This is a genomic window from Shewanella marina JCM 15074, from assembly GCF_000614975.1.
In the GTDB taxonomy this organism is placed as follows: domain Bacteria; phylum Pseudomonadota; class Gammaproteobacteria; order Enterobacterales; family Shewanellaceae; genus Shewanella; species Shewanella marina.
This window is the reverse complement of record NZ_BALM01000004.1, coordinates 64,956-81,590: the sequence shown is the minus strand read 5'-3', so window position 1 is coordinate 81,590 and position 16,635 is coordinate 64,956. Positions and strand designations below refer to the sequence as shown.

17 protein-coding genes and 1 pseudogene are annotated in these 16,635 nt (G+C 40.3%); 8 read left to right on the top strand and 10 right to left on the bottom strand.

The window, feature by feature from the left end; translation table 11 throughout:
• Positions 1 to 20: 20 nt before the first annotated feature.
• From rbsB to JCM15074_RS04775, 3 genes are read left to right on the top strand one after another with little or no spacing between them, the layout of a single operon-like run.
• Positions 21 to 905: a ribose ABC transporter substrate-binding protein RbsB gene (gene rbsB, locus JCM15074_RS04785; protein ID WP_025820188.1), complete on the top strand. Its 885-nt coding sequence runs from the start codon at positions 21 to 23 to the stop codon at positions 903 to 905.
• An 11-nt stretch (positions 906 to 916) separates the two neighbouring features.
• Complete coding sequence (gene rbsK / locus JCM15074_RS04780; RefSeq protein ID WP_025820186.1) at positions 917 to 1,837, top strand: ribokinase; 921 nt, start codon at positions 917 to 919, stop codon at positions 1,835 to 1,837.
• 54 nt (positions 1,838 to 1,891) lie between these two features.
• Positions 1,892 to 2,893, top strand: a complete 1,002-nt coding sequence (locus JCM15074_RS04775; protein WP_025820185.1) for a substrate-binding domain-containing protein — start codon at positions 1,892 to 1,894, stop codon at positions 2,891 to 2,893.
• A gap of 6 nt (positions 2,894 to 2,899) precedes the next feature.
• Here JCM15074_RS04775 and JCM15074_RS04770 read toward each other — a convergent pair whose 3' ends face one another.
• Together JCM15074_RS04770 and JCM15074_RS04765 are read right to left on the bottom strand one after the other, a co-directional pair.
• Positions 2,900 to 3,247, bottom strand: a complete 348-nt coding sequence (locus JCM15074_RS04770) for a hypothetical protein (RefSeq protein WP_025820184.1) — start codon at positions 3,245 to 3,247, stop codon at positions 2,900 to 2,902.
• Positions 3,248 to 3,257: 10 nt separating this feature from the next.
• A complete protein-coding gene (locus tag JCM15074_RS04765; RefSeq protein ID WP_025820183.1) occupies positions 3,258 to 3,722 on the bottom strand; it encodes an SRPBCC family protein in 465 nt (154 codons plus the stop codon).
• Positions 3,723 to 3,873: 151 nt separating this feature from the next.
• Between JCM15074_RS04765 and JCM15074_RS04760 the strand changes: the two genes are divergently transcribed.
• From JCM15074_RS04760 to xthA, 3 genes are all read left to right on the top strand, one after another.
• Positions 3,874 to 4,347, top strand: coding sequence for a NanQ anomerase/TabA/YiaL family protein (locus tag JCM15074_RS04760; protein ID WP_025820182.1), 474 nt, complete (start codon positions 3,874 to 3,876; stop codon positions 4,345 to 4,347).
• Positions 4,348 to 4,546: 199 nt separating this feature from the next.
• Entirely contained in the window at positions 4,547 to 4,672 is a 126-nt protein-coding gene (locus tag JCM15074_RS20950) for a hypothetical protein (protein ID WP_306302213.1), read from the top strand.
• A gap of 267 nt (positions 4,673 to 4,939) precedes the next feature.
• The gene (gene xthA, locus JCM15074_RS04750; protein ID WP_025820180.1) at positions 4,940 to 5,749 is read left to right on the top strand and encodes an exodeoxyribonuclease III; all 810 of its coding nucleotides are present in this window, start codon (positions 4,940 to 4,942) and stop codon (positions 5,747 to 5,749) included.
• Between the two features lie 89 nt (positions 5,750 to 5,838).
• On the opposite strand, the gene JCM15074_RS04745 is transcribed toward xthA, so the two are convergent.
• The gene (locus tag JCM15074_RS04745; protein ID WP_025820178.1) at positions 5,839 to 6,399 is read right to left on the bottom strand and encodes a hypothetical protein; all 561 of its coding nucleotides are present in this window, start codon (positions 6,397 to 6,399) and stop codon (positions 5,839 to 5,841) included.
• A gap of 316 nt (positions 6,400 to 6,715) precedes the next feature.
• Here JCM15074_RS04745 and JCM15074_RS25230 point away from each other — a divergent pair, with 316 nt between their 5' ends.
• On the top strand, positions 6,716 to 6,847 hold the full coding sequence (locus JCM15074_RS25230; protein ID WP_267880169.1) for a hypothetical protein: 132 nt from the start codon (positions 6,716 to 6,718) through the stop codon (positions 6,845 to 6,847).
• 88 nt (positions 6,848 to 6,935) lie between these two features.
• Here JCM15074_RS25230 and gltS read toward each other — a convergent pair.
• A pseudogene (gltS, locus tag JCM15074_RS20945) lies at positions 6,936 to 8,164 on the bottom strand (sodium/glutamate symporter).
• Positions 8,165 to 8,881: 717 nt separating this feature from the next.
• On the opposite strand from gltS, the gene JCM15074_RS04730 reads away from it, so the two are divergent.
• Positions 8,882 to 9,112 (top strand): hypothetical protein, encoded by a 231-nt coding sequence (locus tag JCM15074_RS04730; RefSeq protein WP_025820177.1) that lies wholly within the window; start codon positions 8,882 to 8,884, stop codon positions 9,110 to 9,112.
• 7 nt (positions 9,113 to 9,119) lie between these two features.
• On the opposite strand, the gene JCM15074_RS04725 is transcribed toward JCM15074_RS04730, so the two are convergent.
• The 6 genes from JCM15074_RS04725 to JCM15074_RS04700 all read right to left on the bottom strand — a co-directional run bounded on the left by JCM15074_RS04725 (position 9,120) and on the right by JCM15074_RS04700 (position 16,552).
• Positions 9,120 to 10,100: an Ldh family oxidoreductase gene (locus JCM15074_RS04725; protein ID WP_025820176.1), complete on the bottom strand. Its 981-nt coding sequence runs from the start codon at positions 10,098 to 10,100 to the stop codon at positions 9,120 to 9,122.
• Between the two features lie 81 nt (positions 10,101 to 10,181).
• Positions 10,182 to 10,769 (bottom strand): aminomethyltransferase family protein, encoded by a 588-nt coding sequence (locus JCM15074_RS04720; protein WP_025820175.1) that lies wholly within the window; start codon positions 10,767 to 10,769, stop codon positions 10,182 to 10,184.
• A 1-nt stretch (position 10,770) separates the two neighbouring features.
• The gene (locus JCM15074_RS25385) at positions 10,771 to 13,692 is read right to left on the bottom strand and encodes an FAD-dependent oxidoreductase (RefSeq protein WP_025820174.1); all 2,922 of its coding nucleotides are present in this window, start codon (positions 13,690 to 13,692) and stop codon (positions 10,771 to 10,773) included.
• Positions 13,685 to 14,005: a sarcosine oxidase subunit delta gene (locus JCM15074_RS04710; protein WP_025820173.1), complete on the bottom strand. Its 321-nt coding sequence runs from the start codon at positions 14,003 to 14,005 to the stop codon at positions 13,685 to 13,687. Before JCM15074_RS04710 ends, JCM15074_RS25385 begins: the two co-directional genes overlap by 8 nt.
• An 8-nt stretch (positions 14,006 to 14,013) precedes the next feature.
• Positions 14,014 to 15,261 (bottom strand): FAD-dependent oxidoreductase, encoded by a 1,248-nt coding sequence (locus tag JCM15074_RS04705; protein ID WP_025820172.1) that lies wholly within the window; start codon positions 15,259 to 15,261, stop codon positions 14,014 to 14,016.
• Between the two features lie 316 nt (positions 15,262 to 15,577).
• Complete coding sequence (locus tag JCM15074_RS04700; RefSeq protein ID WP_025820171.1) at positions 15,578 to 16,552, bottom strand: hypothetical protein; 975 nt, start codon at positions 16,550 to 16,552, stop codon at positions 15,578 to 15,580.
• Positions 16,553 to 16,635 lie beyond the last annotated feature (83 nt).

Here is a 16,635-nt window from a genome sequence, read left to right as displayed (position 1 = left end):
CTGAATAACGAAGGTTTATGATGAAAACATTAAATAAAATTGTCTCTACAGCATTAGTATCATTAACTATCGGCTTTAGCCACAACGCCTTAGCTCAAGACACCATCGCCATGGTGGTTTCAACCTTAAACAACCCTTTTTTTGTGACCTTAAAAGAAGGTGCAGAACAAAAAGCAGATGAATTAGGCTACAAGCTTATTGTGCTTGATTCGCAGAATGATCCAAGCAAAGAACTGTCAAACGTTGAAGATTTAACCATTCGTGGTGCCAAAGTTATTCTAATCAACCCAACCGATTCAGATGCGGTATCAAATGCAGTAAGATTGGCTAATCGCAATAACATTCCAGTTATTACTCTAGACCGTCAAGCAAATCACGGTAAAGTGGCAAGTCATATCGCCTCAGATAACGTCCAAGGTGGTAAAATGGCCGCTGATTTTATCGCCAGCAAACTAGGTGATAATGCACAGGTTTTACAGCTTGAAGGTATTCCAGGTACCTCTGCAGCTCGCGAACGTGGTCAAGGATTTGCCGAAGGCGCAGCGCAACATAAATTGACGGTACTGGCTAGCCAACCTGCAGATTTTGATCGCACTAAAGGCCTTAACGTATTAGAAAATATGTTGACAGCAAACCCAACAGCACAAGCGGTATTCGCTCAAAATGATGAGATGGCACTAGGCGCTGTACGTGCAGCACAAGCTGCCAATAAGAAACTGTTAATTGTGGGCTTTGATGGCACAGAAGAAGGCATCGCGGTCGTTAAACGTGGCCGTTTAGGTGCAACAATTGCTCAGCAACCACAACTGATTGGTGCAACAGGCATTAAAGTTGCGGATAAACTATTAAAAAATCAAGCTGTTGAAGCATCTATTCCGGTACCATTACAGATCATCAGCAAATAAGAGATTAGTTCATGAACAAATTAATTGTATTAGGCAGTGTTAATGCTGACCACGTGGTACAAGTGCCACAATTTGCACGCCCTGGTGAAACTATTTCAGCTGCTGGCTATCAGGTTATTCCTGGTGGAAAAGGCGCAAACCAAGCTGTGGCTGCCGCAAGGTTAGGTGCTGATATTGGCTTTATTGCCTGTGTTGGTGATGATGATTTTGGCCAACGTATGATCAATGAATATCAAACGCTGGGGATGAATACCGAAGCCATTATGATTGCTGACAATATGGCGACTGGTGTAGCAATGATCCAAGTAACAGATGCTGGCGAAAATAGCATCTGTATCGCCGCAGCTGCGAATAATATGCTGACGGTTGAAAAGTTAGCCGCGCATCATCATCTCATTGCTGCTGCTGATATGTTATTAATGCAACTTGAGACACCTTTAGCCACAATTACTAAAGCTGCCGAAATTGCTAAGCAACACAAGACTAAAGTGATTTTAAATCCAGCACCAGCGACGGCACTACCTGAAGCCTTGCTCGCCAATGTGGATTTGATCACCCCCAATGAAACTGAAGCCGAGCTATTAACCGGTATTAAAGTGACTGACTTAACCAGTGCAGCACAAGCCGCTAATGTATTGCATGCAAAAGGCATTAGTCAGGTTATGATCACCTTAGGTAGTGAAGGCGTATGGTTAAGTGAACAAGGCCAAGGCCAGCAAATACAAGGCTTCAAGGTTGATGCGATTGATACCACTGCCGCAGGTGATACCTTTAATGGTGCGCTATTAACAGGCTTACAAAATGATTTAGCATTAACAGATGCAATCCGTTTTGCCCACGCTGCAGCAGCAATTAGTGTTACCCGTTTTGGCGCTCAAACCTCTATCCCAACATTGGCCGAAGTTGAGCAATTTTTAGCAGCACAAGCATAATTTTTTTCGGGGCTATTTATTGTAGCCCCCTTTTATAATATTGATATTTTAAATATGGCCACGATAAAAGATATAGCAAAACTTGCGGGCGTATCGACGTCGACAGTAAGCCACGTATTAAATAAAACTCGATTTGTGAGTGAAGAGATAAGTCTCAAAGTGCTACAAGCAGTATCAGAGCTGAACTATGCTCCATCTGCCCTTGCCCGTAGTTTAAAAACCAACCATACCAAAACATTTGGTATGCTAGTTACCACCTCTACTAACCCTTTTTTTGCCGAAGTGGTAAAAGGCGTAGAGCAAGCTTGTTATGAGCAAGGATATAGCCTGATTTTATGTAATACAGAGGGTGATCCGCTACGGATCAATCTCAACCTATCAACGCTACTGCAAAAGCGAGTCGATGGCCTTTTATTAATTTGCAGTGAAGTAGAAGCAAAAGCCTTTGGCCAATTAAATCATTACCCTGAATTACCTATGGTCATGATGGATTGGGGCCCGACCGATTTTAACTGCGACAAAATTCAAGATAATTCATTACTTGGTGGTTACTTAGCGACCCAGCATTTAATTGAGATGGGACATACTGAAATCGCCTGTATTTGTGGTCCGTTAGATAAAGTTCCTGCTGCGCAGCGTATTACAGGATTTAAGCAAGCAATGCAGGATGCTAACTTAACCATCAATCCAGATTGGATTATTACGGGTAACTTTGAGTGTGATGGTGGCGTTGCCGCTTATCAAGCTCTTAAACAATGTCAGCAGCAACCAACAGCGGCATTTATTTGCAACGATATGATGGCAATGGGCTTTATTCACGCCGCCAATAAGGATGGTATTAGCATCCCGCAGCAATTTTCCATTGTCGGTTATGATGATATAGAGTTAGCCAGATACCTCAGCCCTGCACTGACAACTATTAGTCAGCCCAAACGATTATTGGGACAAAAAGCAGTTGAGCTATTAATCGATAAAATATCCTCTAAACGAGCAGAAACACAAACCATCGCACTAGAGCCAAGCTTAGTGATAAGAGATAGTGTTATCGCTAAATAATACGAGTCAATATTGGGGGCTACCTAGCTCCATTCCACCATTTTGTTTCATTTTCGCCGCTACCGCCAATGCCCACCAACCGATAACAATACTCACCACTATTCGTATTGGGAAATACCATAATGCTGGTAGGTTAAATAACCAAACAACGACATCATTGGGCAACACGTAATAAGCCACTTGTTTAACCCAATAAATGAAATAGAGATGTTGTAATAATTGATTGATACTGAGACTAATCGGTTCTACTGCGGTTATCACTAACCACAAGCTAAAACTCAAAAGCAATCCATCCGCAATACTGCCGATTAATGACGTCCAACCGAAAATTAATAACACTTTTCTTAGCATCATAAAATACCAGTTACTGTTCTTTTTCAGCCTGAACTTTTTCAGCAAATTGTTTAAAATTATTCATCTCTTTTAAAGAGGTTTTACGAAACATATTCGGCGCAAATAACGCCATTAACTTTAATAAGCTACCAAAGCGAAACTCACAAGCAAATTGCCAACAAGTGCGATTCTTATCTAGTGCAATAAACTGACTATCAACTCGATTCCATGCCCCCATCAAGGTTGCTTTTGATTGATAAATACAAATCATTTGAGTTGGTAAGTTATTAAGCTCAACCTTTTCAGTCATCTGTGTTGGTTTACCGGCTATCATGTGCGTCAATATCGTTTCAGAGCCTGTTTTTCCTGCTTGCCCCACCACAGACTCATACTTAACAAACCCTTGTTGCCATTTAGCCCAATTATCGGGGTTATCATATAATTTAACTACATCCGCGATAGATAATCCTATTTCAATAGATAATGTATAATGCATAGCCCTGCCCGTTATATGATTTGTCATTAGCCAACTTAGCTTAAAAATCAATCAATACCAAGGCTCATTATTATTCCAAATAACAGTCATACGGTATTACTACAAATGTTATGATTACAATCCAAAACCTATTCTTATTAAGAGATGTCTCATGCTTCACGGCAACCTAAATGACCTAGCACAGTACCACCATATTCCAACGGCTATTTTATCTATCATTAGTAAAGTTAAAGCGTTATTAGCCGTCAATAATCAACCTGGACGCTATTCGCTAGAGCAGGATAACTTTTACTTTATTGTTAATGACCATACTCAAGAGTTAGCTCTTAGAAGATCTGAAATACACGCTAAATACATTGATGTACAAATCATACTGGAAGGTGGAGAACGGTTCGGTTATAGCCTAAATCCACTTGTTTCTATTACAGAAGACTTGTTAGACAGTAAAGATATTGCTTTTAGCAATGATGTCATCAACGAACAATTTATTAATTTAAATCAAAACGAATTTATCATTTTTGACGCGCTACAGCCGCATCGACCTTTAATTGCAGTCACACAACCTGCTCCAGTCAAAAAATTGGTGATCAAAATCGAGAAGTCATCTATAACCGCTGCTGCTTGACAAAATATGTCTGCTTAATGACTCAATTTTAATGAGTTAACACCTACGGCTCATGTTTTCTGACTATTATCGAGATATATCTCAATTTGATAATGCTTATAATTTATTCGAAAACTAATTTGATCCAGATCATAAAGCTCATTAGTAGATAACGTTATGTTGTCACAGTGTTGCTGGAAACATGATATATGGAGATAAAATGGAATTAAAACAAGATCCAAGATGTTACTCAGATGTATGTGTTAATGGTAAGTGGTTTCATTATGACCACTGCACAACTAATGCCTACATGCTTAAAGGCGGCGCGAGCCGCTATTTGAATTAGCTAAAATGCCAACCACTGAAAATGAGCTTATCGATTTACTTTCGGAAATCCCATTTGAATAATTTTCCCATTTGGCTCTAATGTATTTTAGCCGACTCTGACAGTCCGTCATCCCTTATATGATAACTGTCAGTGTTCCTCATCGAAACCGTTTATCAAAATCGTAATTCTTCATCGCCTAACTCCTACTAATCGCCCCTATTCATGTTATTATTTTGACATTAATGCCAATTGGCGCATGTTTTCCAAAAGGAATTTTTACTCAACATGAAAATTGTCTCATTTAATATCAACGGCCTAAGAGCTAGATTGCATCAACTTCAAGCATTAATCGACAGTCAACAGCCAGACATCATTGGCTTACAAGAAACGAAAGTGCATGATGAAGCCTTTCCTGTTGCAGATGTTGAAGCGATGGGCTATCAAGTGCATTATCACGGCGGTAAAGCTCATTATGGCGTTGCTATGCTTTCAAAAAAGACACCTTTAGCGGTTCAAAAAGGATTCCCAACTGACGCTGAAGACGCGCAACGTCGAATGATTATGGCGACATTTGAACAAGATAATGGCCGCCCATTAACAGTCTTAAATGGTTATTTCCCACAAGGGGAAAACATCAGTCATGAAACCAAATACCCTGCTAAGCGTAAATTCTATCAAGACCTAATGATCTACCTAAATGAGAATCATAACCCTGATGAAGATTTAGTGATCATGGGTGATATCAATATCTCTCCTATCGATTTAGATATTGGTATTGGTGACGTCAACGCCAAGCGTTGGTTAAAGACGGGTAAATGTAGTTTCCAACCAGAAGAAAGAGAATGGCTACAAACGCTCTTAAATTGGGGACTTATCGATACCTTCAGGCAGTTACACCCTACTCGCACAGAACGCTACTCATGGTTTGATTATCGTTCAAAAGGTTTTGTCGATAACCGCGGCTTACGTATTGACGTTATTTTAGCAACACCTAGCTTAGCGAAGCGCCTTATTGAGTCTGATGTAGATTACGATTTACGTGCCATAGAAAAACCATCTGATCATGCGCCAATCTGGAGCAGCTTTAGCGAATAACCACAACGACTAATATTCAATAAAATCAAAACGCCTGATAACAATTATCAGGCGTTTATTTTTATATAATGGTCATTACATCAAACAAACTAATTAACATGCTTAGCAGTCCACTTAGCCACAAATTGGCCACCTGCTCTTGCGATTTTCTCTAGCCGATCACAAGTTCCCCAAGCCATCTTGCTACCAATTTCTTTAGTTGCTGATTTAACTTCCTTACCATTTTCGACTAATGACACTTTTAACGTGGCGACGGACACAGGATGAAAGGACCAAATACTAAACTTTTGTGGCACGACTTCTACATAATCGACTTTAACAACCTTATTGTTTGCTTGGTCAGAAGTGACATCTTTACGTGCAGTAAATTGATATGGATAACGCTCACTTGTTGTCATAATTGACTCTGAAAGTGATTGCAACATCTTGCATTCAACTTTAATTTTATTTTCAACCATACCATCAGCAAATTGAATATCTTCTAAAATTAATGTACTGGCTAATAATGGTTTAGCTTCATTGACTGTTGATTTAACCGTGTCAGTCTCAACTTGATTCGTTAATTTATCTGCTTGTTGTTTTTTATTGGTACTGCCACAAGCCACGACCAAACTTGATAACAACAGAACCACAACAGTTTGCTTTAACATAAATACCCCAAATTAGTTTGTAATTGCTACGAAAACACAATCAACATATCGTTAACAATTCAAAATAACAAGCATTAGCGGGTTCTTATAGAAGTAATGACTCTATATATAGCGTAATTAATCATAATCATGGTCGTTTCATCATTAATAGTAATAAGCTTATAATGACAACTGCAATACAACTGGCAACTTCTCTCCTGCTGTATTCACAGCCTAAGACCAGACCAGCTGAAGTGAAACTCTAAATTCATGCCAATAATGGCTAATTTCATATGCTATTGACCCTGTACGGGTAAGATAGATCTTGGAGCTAAAAATGAGCAAAGAACAACACCACAGCAAAAACGTCAAGAAAAAAGCCCTACTATCCCCTAAAGAAAAAAAAGCCGCTAAAACAGCTAAAAAACTAGCAAAACTACAAGTAGGAACTGTCGATAAAATCAAATAGGTAATTAAATAAAATATTGTTTAGTAACAAAAAAAGGTACTCATTGAGTACCTTTTTTGTATTTGCTAGTAATTTCAGTAAAAGTAGCTTATTTAGCTAAAAACCCCAAAAATCCTTGCAGTACGAATAAGTTGGTAATGTCAATAAAGAAGGCACCAACAATGGGCACAATCATAAATGCCTGAGGTGATGGACCATTACGGGTCACTAACGCTCCCATATTCATTACTGCCGTAGCGTCGCCCCCATACCAAAGCCACAATGACCACCAGCAATAACTGCGGCATCGTAACTGCTGCCCATGACCCTAAATGTAATAAAGTATGCGTATAACCCCATCAGTACCGTTTGTGCAAATAAGATCACTAACATTGGCAAAGCTAAATCAAGTAATTCCCATAATTTAAGGCTCATCAGCGCCATAGCTAAGAACAACGATAACGAGATGGTACCAATAACGTCAACGGTTTCCTTCTTGATCTTATAGGCATGAGTTGTCTCACAAATATTGGTAATTAACACACCAACAAATAATGAATACACAAATAATGGAATACGGAGCGAGCTAATACCAAAACTATCAACAAACTCTTTTAAATGGCTTGCTCCAGCAACACAAAGCAGAAGAATGAATAGCACTTCAATGGTACTTTTAGCATTGATTCGATCTTCTTCGTGTTCGCTATAAGTCACTAAATCAGGATGCGCAATGTGATGGTTCGCACTCTCGCCAAATTCAGACTTCAATTTGTGTTTATTAATGAGACGCTGTGCAATCGGTCCACCAATAATACCGCCCATCACTAGGCCAAATGTCGCTGATGCCATTGCCAATTCAAGGGTATTACTTAGCCCATATTCGCTTGCAAACGTCTGAGACCACGCAGCACCTGTACCGTGTCCACCGGTTAGGGTAATAGAGCCAGTTAATAGACCAAGTAATGGATCAATCCCCAGCACTTTAGCTAAACTCACTCCCACTAGGTTTTGTAAAATAATAAAGACGGTTGCAACGCCTAAAAACAGAAAAACCCGAGCGCCACCTTTGATAAGCAATTTGAAACTAGCAGCAAGACCTACCGTTGCAAAAAACATTTGCATCAATACATCTTGTATATCCAGCTTAAATGTAAAGTTATAACCATATTGGTGACAAACGGTAATAATGGAAGCAACAACCAAGCCACCGACGATGGGTTCGGGAATGTTGTATTGTCGAAGTACCGTCACTTTATTATTAATTAAGCGACCAATAAATAGTACGAAAATCGCTATTAATAGCGACTCTAGAGCATCAATTTGAATTGTAGTGTTCATTATATATTTATATTTATTCTATTTTGTAATCATATTACTCTGCCAATCTCTTTCTGACTATATTGCATTTCACTCTAATTTAGGCTAGTCAATTACTTAAAATGTATACGCGATCAACCAAATTTGATACGAATAAAAATCACATGTTATAAAGACAGAGATTAAACAGTTAAAACAGTTGTGTATATCAGTAAAATGCAATACTTTAAATATGTTACCGCATCATTATTTAAATCAAATTACACGCTGATAATTAAAAATAATATCCTATTTTATCATACAGTTAATGCAATCTCACACAATGCAATTAAAGATACACATGTTAACAACAATAAATTTATACGTTAAATTTATATCAATTAAAAATATTTACGATACAAAATAAAACAATTAAATTTAGGCTGGAAATAAAATAAAAATATTTTAATAAAAATAACCAACTGTTTATATATTACCCATACCAGATTTCATAATGACCATTTATTAGGCATAAAATCTAATAAAACTTCATTCGATGTTTAAAAAACAAGCAAATGTAATCTCACCTATGCCTAACTGCCTAAAATACGTTCACTTTACTCTATTTATCTTTTACGGATAGCTCTATCACAGAATGAGCACTGTTCACGACTGATTAAGATTTAAGGCAAAGATTGATCATATTGAACCCACATGTAATGATTAAATATCAAGCAATGTATCAGAGGACATTTTTGGATGTTCAAAAAATCACTCTATTTTATATGGGCATGTATTTTATTGGCTTATTTTTCAAATATTCTAACCATCGCATATACACAGCAGTATATAGGCGGTAAAGGAGAGAAAATTTACCTTGACCAAGAGCCCATTCTTTTCTGGGTCACGGCTACATTGCTTGTTATCGCTAATGGCTTAGTTTTAGCCTATATACTAAAAACCATCAAAGACTATACTCAAGCGACTTAAGTTAACTTTAGCCATTAGCTAAGTCTAACGCTAACTCCCATAATGCTTGCGGTACATCGACTTCCGTCAGCTCATTGATAAACTGTCCCGGTAAACGTGTTCCTTCGTCTTGACTAACAAGCTCAATAACCTGCTGACATCTTTCATAAAAATATTCAGCATTGGCTGGATCAATCAATAAAAAATATTGACCTAAATCATGAGGTTCTCCTGTTGGTGCTTTTAATGGTTTAACAAACTGAGAGGCAATACCACCTGTAAGCCCTGCCGTAAGAAGTTCAGCCATGAGGCCAAAGCCCCAGCCTTTGTAACCACCTGCAGATACTAAAGATCCCGCTAATGCTTTATGTGGATCGGTAGTAGGTTGCCCATATTCATCAAGCGCCCACCCTTCAGGAATAGACTCGCCAGCATCCTTTGCCATTGTAATCCGGCCTAGTGCAACTACAGTCGTTGATTGGTCAAACTGCATAGCAATCCCGCCTTTACCGTCAGGTACTGAAAATGCGATGGGATTCGTGCCTATAGTGCGGACTTTACCACCTGGTGGTGCCACAATCGGTGAAGAGTTGGTAAACCCGAGTGCTATAAAACCATGACGAGCAAGTTGTTCAGTAAAATACCCCAATGAGGTGCAGGTATGACTATGTCCAATCGCTAAAGATGCCGTGCCATTTTCTCTCGCGGCAGCAATTGCGCTAGGCAGTGCGCTTGCAAAAGCCGGCTGGGCAAAACCATACTTGGCATCAACATGTATAAAGCCCGGTTTTGGCACGCTAATAACCGGTTCGGCATCCTTTGCTACGCGACCAGTGCGCAATTGCTGGCAATAGCTTTGTAAGTAATATAAGCCGCAAATTCTATTACTTCTTGATTCATTTTTAGCGACAGCATCTGCAACAGCTCCTGCTATCCATGGCAAAGCCCCATGTTTTTCTAAAGCAATTTTGCAAATATCTTGAATTTCAGAAATGGTTACCGTTGGCATACATACTCCTTTCAAATGTGTCACTAAAATCAAATCGCTCAGTGTAATAGCATCTAAATGAGCCCTATTAGCCGTTTAAAATTATAATTGAAATTCTGCGGCGGCATCTTCAATTGCTTGCCATAAATATTGAGCACTCGAAATATCACTTAATATAATAAAACGTGTTGGCTGCTCATTATGCGTGACATTAACGACAACACTCGACACACGAGCAACCGATGTTTGTGCAATCACTCCAGACTCAAATGCGTCAGGGTGTAAATTAACGGCGCACACTTTTGCAAACATCTGCGGGCAATCATCCCCATTAATGATAAACATTGCCTGACTATGCTGAGTGTACAATCGAGTCACTTGTTTAGTAATATCGGCCAATGTTTCCAGTTCAATCATCAATTGACGATGCTGATTATCAATATCTAACAACCAAAACTCGGTTTGGCTCAAGCTTAATATTATCAAGCCATTATTCATTACCACGGCACGATTGGGTTGCTGTGGAATATCGAGTCCTTGCGCTTGTAAAAATGTTGCAACTTGCTGGCCTCTAAAACCAATCCGGTTTGAACAAGTCACATCTACAAGTGTAATAGCAGCATCAATAGTCTTTGCGTTAAAGCTATTATGTCGTAACTGTGGTTCAGCACTTATCATAAATGAAGCCATATTAATTGACCTCCTGACGTTCACCATTGGCATCATAGAAAGGCAAACTTACGACTTCAGACAAAACGGCTTTACCATCCACTCTGATGGGGAAATGACTGCCGACGGTTTGCTGTTCTATGCCGACATAGGCAAGACCAATATAGGCATCTAACGTGGTGGAATAATGACAAGAGGTCACATTACCCGTGATATTGGCATCAGCCCCCGCTTTATCTAACACTAAATGACCTTCCTCTGGCTTAGGATTTGACTTATCCAGCTTAAATCCCACCAATTTGCGGGTTTGTGGGCGACGCATAACAATATCAACCGAACGACAACCCACATAAAAAGGTTTAGATTTAGCAATCGCCCATGTTAAAGAAAGCTCGCCTGGATGAGACATGCCATCAGTGTCTTGCCCAATAATGATATGGCCTTTTTCTAACCGCAGTAGCCGCTGCGCTTCTACACCAAAGGGACGCATAGCAAACTCTTGCCCCGCCTGCATTAACCTATCCCATATATTGAGCGCAAACAACGTCGGCATATGAATCTCATACCCCAGTTCACCGACAAAACCAACGCGTAATAAACGCACTGGCATATCATCAATATGACCTTCACGATAGGCTAAATATGGAAAGGCTTGCTGACTAAAATCAACATCAATACAGACTTTTTCTAGCACTTTTCTCGCTAATGGCCCTGCCACGTTGACCGCAGCAAAAGCAGAAGTCACATTGGCAATATCAACATCTAGACGCCATTGCGCATTCCATTTTTTCATCTCACGATAAACGGCATCAACACCTGTGGTCGTTGCTGTTACGTAAAAATGCTCATCAGCAATGCGGCAAGCCACGCCATCGTCAACTACAACACCTTGTTCATTGGTTAATACCGCATAGCGGGTTTTACCTATAGGTTGTTTAATAAAAGCATAAGTATAGATTCGATTCAGGAATTCAGCGGCATCAGGCCCATTAACTTCTATCCCCCCAAGCGTACTCACATCAATGATGCCAACACCATTACGTACCGCTAATGCTTCTTGTTGGATCAACATTTCTTTTTGTTCAGGTACGCCATAATATGCAGGGCGTAGCCACGCCCCCGCAGGCATAAATTGCGCATCAAGTGATTGATGTCGATAGTGCATAGGCGTATGGCGAACAGGATTAAAAATTCGACCCGCTAAATAGGCGAGTTTTTCAGGAATAAAAGGCGGCCTCGCCGTAGTCACTCCGGTTTCACTGACCGTTCTACCCGTCGCATGTGCCACTAGCCTTGCCGTAGCAAGTGCTGAATGACGCCCTTGAGAAGGCCCCATTCCTACCGTAGAAAAGCGCTTAACTAATTGAATATCTCGATACCCAAGACGGGTTGAATTAATAATGTCTTTAACCTGTAAATCTTCATCAAAATCGACAAAGTCTTTACCTTGTGGATGCGGAAAAATAGGCCAAGCAAAATTAGTTTCTATATCACACTCAACTTGCTGGTTAACCACATCAGCCAAGCCCAGTTTAACTAAACACTGCTGCGCAGCATTGGCACCATCTTCAAGCACTTTATCAAGAGCATGAATTCCATTAACGGAACCTGCTATATGTAGGTTTTCGGGTAATCCATTTAAACTAAAACGTGCAGAGGCATCATCATAGGTTAACTGCGCCCCAGCTTGACATAACAATTGATACGTTGGCATGTAACCGGATGAAACACAAAGCAAATCACACTCTATACGGCTAATGTGTTGGCTTATTTTAACCTCTCTATCAAGTTCATAAATCTCTACTGCAGCAAGGTGATTCTGCTTAGCTTGTGCTTCGTATACAGTAGCGTTATATATAATCTCAATGCCAAGAGATTGCAGTGTCTTAATTAATTCTGAACCGAGTTGAGTATCAGCTTGAGCAGGTCTCATATCAACAATAGCAACCACATTGACGGCTTGCTTAGCGAGTTCAATCGCGGTCAAGTAGCCATCGTCATTGCCAGTTAATATCACCGCCCTATTACCGGGCTTAACCGCATAATGCTTCATCAATCTCATTGCCGCGCTGCATAGCACTATGCCGGGCAAATCGTTATTTCGAAACACGACATGTTGCTCAAACTCTCCCGCAGCGACTATGCATTGCTTTGCCCGCACCTTATACATGCGCTGACCCGTGATCACAGGTAAATAATTATCAGCAAACCAGCCATTACATATGGCATCGGTTAATACACGGATATTAGCCATGCCATCAACTTGCGCTTTTAATGCGTCAAGTAGGTTATCCGCAACCTCACCCGCAGTGTCAAATCGATGATAAGTTAACGCTCCGCCAACTTGTTTGTTTTCATCCACTAACAACACTTCAGCGCCTTGTCTAGCGGCAGTCAGTGCCGCACTTAATCCAGCAGGGCCCGCGCCAACGACAATAAGATCACAAAACAGATAGGCTTTATCATAATATTCAGGTTTGAATTTAAGGTTAGCTTGCCCTAAACCCGCTTTGTTACGAATAATGGGTTCCCACTTATCCCATATTCCTTTGGGTTTATAAAATGCCCGATAATAAAAGCCAACAGGCATAAATCGCCCAACTTTCTCTAATAACGCATCTTTATCGTTAGCAAGTGTGCCACTGTAGTTTTGCCCCATCACCCTAATGGCTTGCTCGATATCAACCTTATCTGCTAACACATTGGCTTCATCAGGTAATTGCACCAAGGTATTGGCGTCTTGCCCCGCCATGGTTAATGGTCCTCGAGGGCGATGATATTTAAATGAACGGGATAGCAACCATTGTTGATTAGCAATTAACGCACTCACCACTGTATCACCAGCAAAACCTGTGTAACTTTTCCCCTCAAACTCAAATGTAATTGGGTTATCACGCGCAATTAACGATCCCATCGGCGCGGCTAATCGATTGCTATCAACCATTGTCACGCTCCTTTACCCCATCATGATTAAGCCCATGATCAAAATTAACGCTATCACTAAAAATTTCACTGGGATCATAACTGCGAATAATCTCATCAGATGCAGTATTTCGTTCGGCAATAAACCAATAACTTGATGCACTGTGAAACCACCATTCGCGCACGACTTTTATGGTGTTATCACTGTAAAACACATATTCAGCCCATTGTTTGTCGCTACACGTTTGATGATTGGGCATGGCTTTAACTTCACCACCATAAACAAATTCATTAATATTTCTTGCGCCATTTAATGGACATAACATTATTTTCATTATTCTTCCTAATGGCTCGCAGCCGTTGCACCCATTTCATTTACTTGCCTAAATGCATCGAATCGTTCCATCGCAAACGGGGCAATTAACTCAGGTACCTTACCACCACTAGCTACCAGCTGAGCCATCGTCTTGCCACAAATAGGCGTGGCTTTAAATCCCCAAGTGCCCCAACCTGCATCTAAGTAATAACCATCCACAGGACTTAGCCCCATAATCGGACTATAATCACTGGTCATATCCGTGGTGCCCGCCCATTGACGCAGTAATTTAAAATTCGCCATAAAAGGGAACATCTCAATCGCACTTGCAATCAAGCTTTCTTTAAGTTCTAGCGTAGAACGAGTGTTATATAGAGGATAAGGATCTGAGCCGCCGCCAAACACTATTTCGCCACGCCCTGTTTGTTGCACATAACAATGTAATGCTGAAGAGCTCACTAATGGATCTAAAAAAGGTTTTACTGGCGTGGTGACCATCGCTTGTAACGGGTAACTCGTCAGCGGCATCCGAAAACCTGCCATAGCGGCCACAATTGAGCTATGTCCAGCAACCGCTTGTACCACGCAACCACAACCGACGGTGCCTCGATTAGTTTCAACTGATACGACTTTGCCTTTAACCGTATTAATATTTGTCACTTCAGTTAATTGGTGAAGTTCAACTCCGCGCTGCGTCGCACCTTTGGCATAGCCCCAAGCCACTGCATCGTGCCTTGCGGTGGCGCCATCAATATGCCATAAACCCGCAAGAATCGGCATATTGGCAGGATTCATATTAAGTGTCGGGACTAATTCTTGAATTTGCTGCGGATCAATCAGCTCGGTTCGACCACCAAAATGTTTATTCACTTCAGTACGCTGCCTAAATGAGCGAACCGCGCCATCCGTATGGGCTAGCGTCAGCTGTCCACGAGAGGAATACATAATGTTAAAATCAAATTCATTAGATAAGTTTTGGAATAACTTGACCGATTCACTGTAAAATTTAACCCCCTCAGAAGTTAAATAATTAGAGCGGATAACAGCGGTATTTCTCGCCGTATTACCACCACCCAGATAGCCTTTCTCTAAAATAGCGACATTAGTAATACCATGATATTTAGCAAGATAATAAGCAGTTGCGACACCATGTCCACCGCCACCAATAATCACCACGTCATAATTATCTTTAAGCTCCATGGGCAGCGGTAAATCCATGTTATCTTCAAAAGGATAGTCATTCGTCAGACCATATTTTAACAGTGAAAACGGCACAGTATATCCCCCTTATTACGCTATCCAGTTCTCTATGATTTACGCTCATTATGTTAGGCAACTTACTGTTTTACAGTTACATCTACCTTTGACTAAATTAAAGCCAATTTCAAGCTATTTTAATTACTGGCACAACAATTTCTGACACATTTGCGCCTCAAACTGTCGTCATTTGTCTAACAAGGGGATAAATATATTTTTGAATGGTTCTGGTGCTAATAATAAATACAGCAGCGCTGACATATTATTCAAATAAGCTAATTACAGCTGACGACTAAAGATATATAGCAAGGTTTGTTTAAAAGAATATTTATCTTTATCCCAACATTTTTTGACATATCTTTGCGCCATGTCGCCGTCGTTTTTCTAAATGTTCACAATATTGAGAGAGTTGCTGTAATGTCCCTACAGGGCCTTTGAACAAATCATGGAATTCAGACGTGATTTTAAGCCAGTTCTCCAATGGGATATTAAGCCTTGCAAGAATATCAAGGGTACTTGCAGCAATAGCACCACGTTTATCATCTCGAAATTGTCTGCTCGTATCATCAACTAATTGTAGATAGTCTTTAACACTGAACATTAAGCTGCTTGGCATATTTGCGCGTTCATTGCCAATAAAGGGTAATAATTCTGATGGTTGCTCGCCTTTCATGGCAGCTTTGATGCGGCGTTTGATACTGGTGTAATCTGAAGTTTCAGGGGTGTCAGCAATCTTTGCTCGAACAGGATTTAAATCCACATAAGCCATGCAGGCAAGTACAGCAGCTTCATCAAGTAAGGCTTGAGATTTAAAGCGTCCTTCCCAAAATCTACCGGTGCATTTATCTTCTTTATTGGCTTGACGAGCAATAGGCTCATTTAGACTGCGCATAAACCAACTGATATCCATTAAGCGTTGACGGTATGCTGTAATGGTTTGATTTAAGGTTTCAAGCTCATAGGCTTCTATCTTGTCACCTTTTAATCGTTTTTGAGTGAGTAACGTACCTTTAAATAACTTTTGCCATTGCACTATCACTTCTTCATCAGTCCAAGCCTCTGCACGTTCAACATCAACTTTTAATACCACATGTAAATGATTACTCATTACTGCATAAGCACAAATATCGATGCTAAACACTTGCGATAACAGCAATAACCGTTCTTCTATCCAATCACGTCTGTACTCATAAGACTGGCCACTATAGCTGTCAACTCCACATAAAAATGCACGTCTAACACAACGGCTTACGCAGTGATAAAACGGTGTATCTTCTAAACTCACTAATCGCTCTCTCGGTACCGCCATTATTGACCTCCCACTCCAGATTAATTAAGTCTAGTTCAACTTGCATAAACCGCCACTATTATGAGTGGCTTGATAAATCTAGC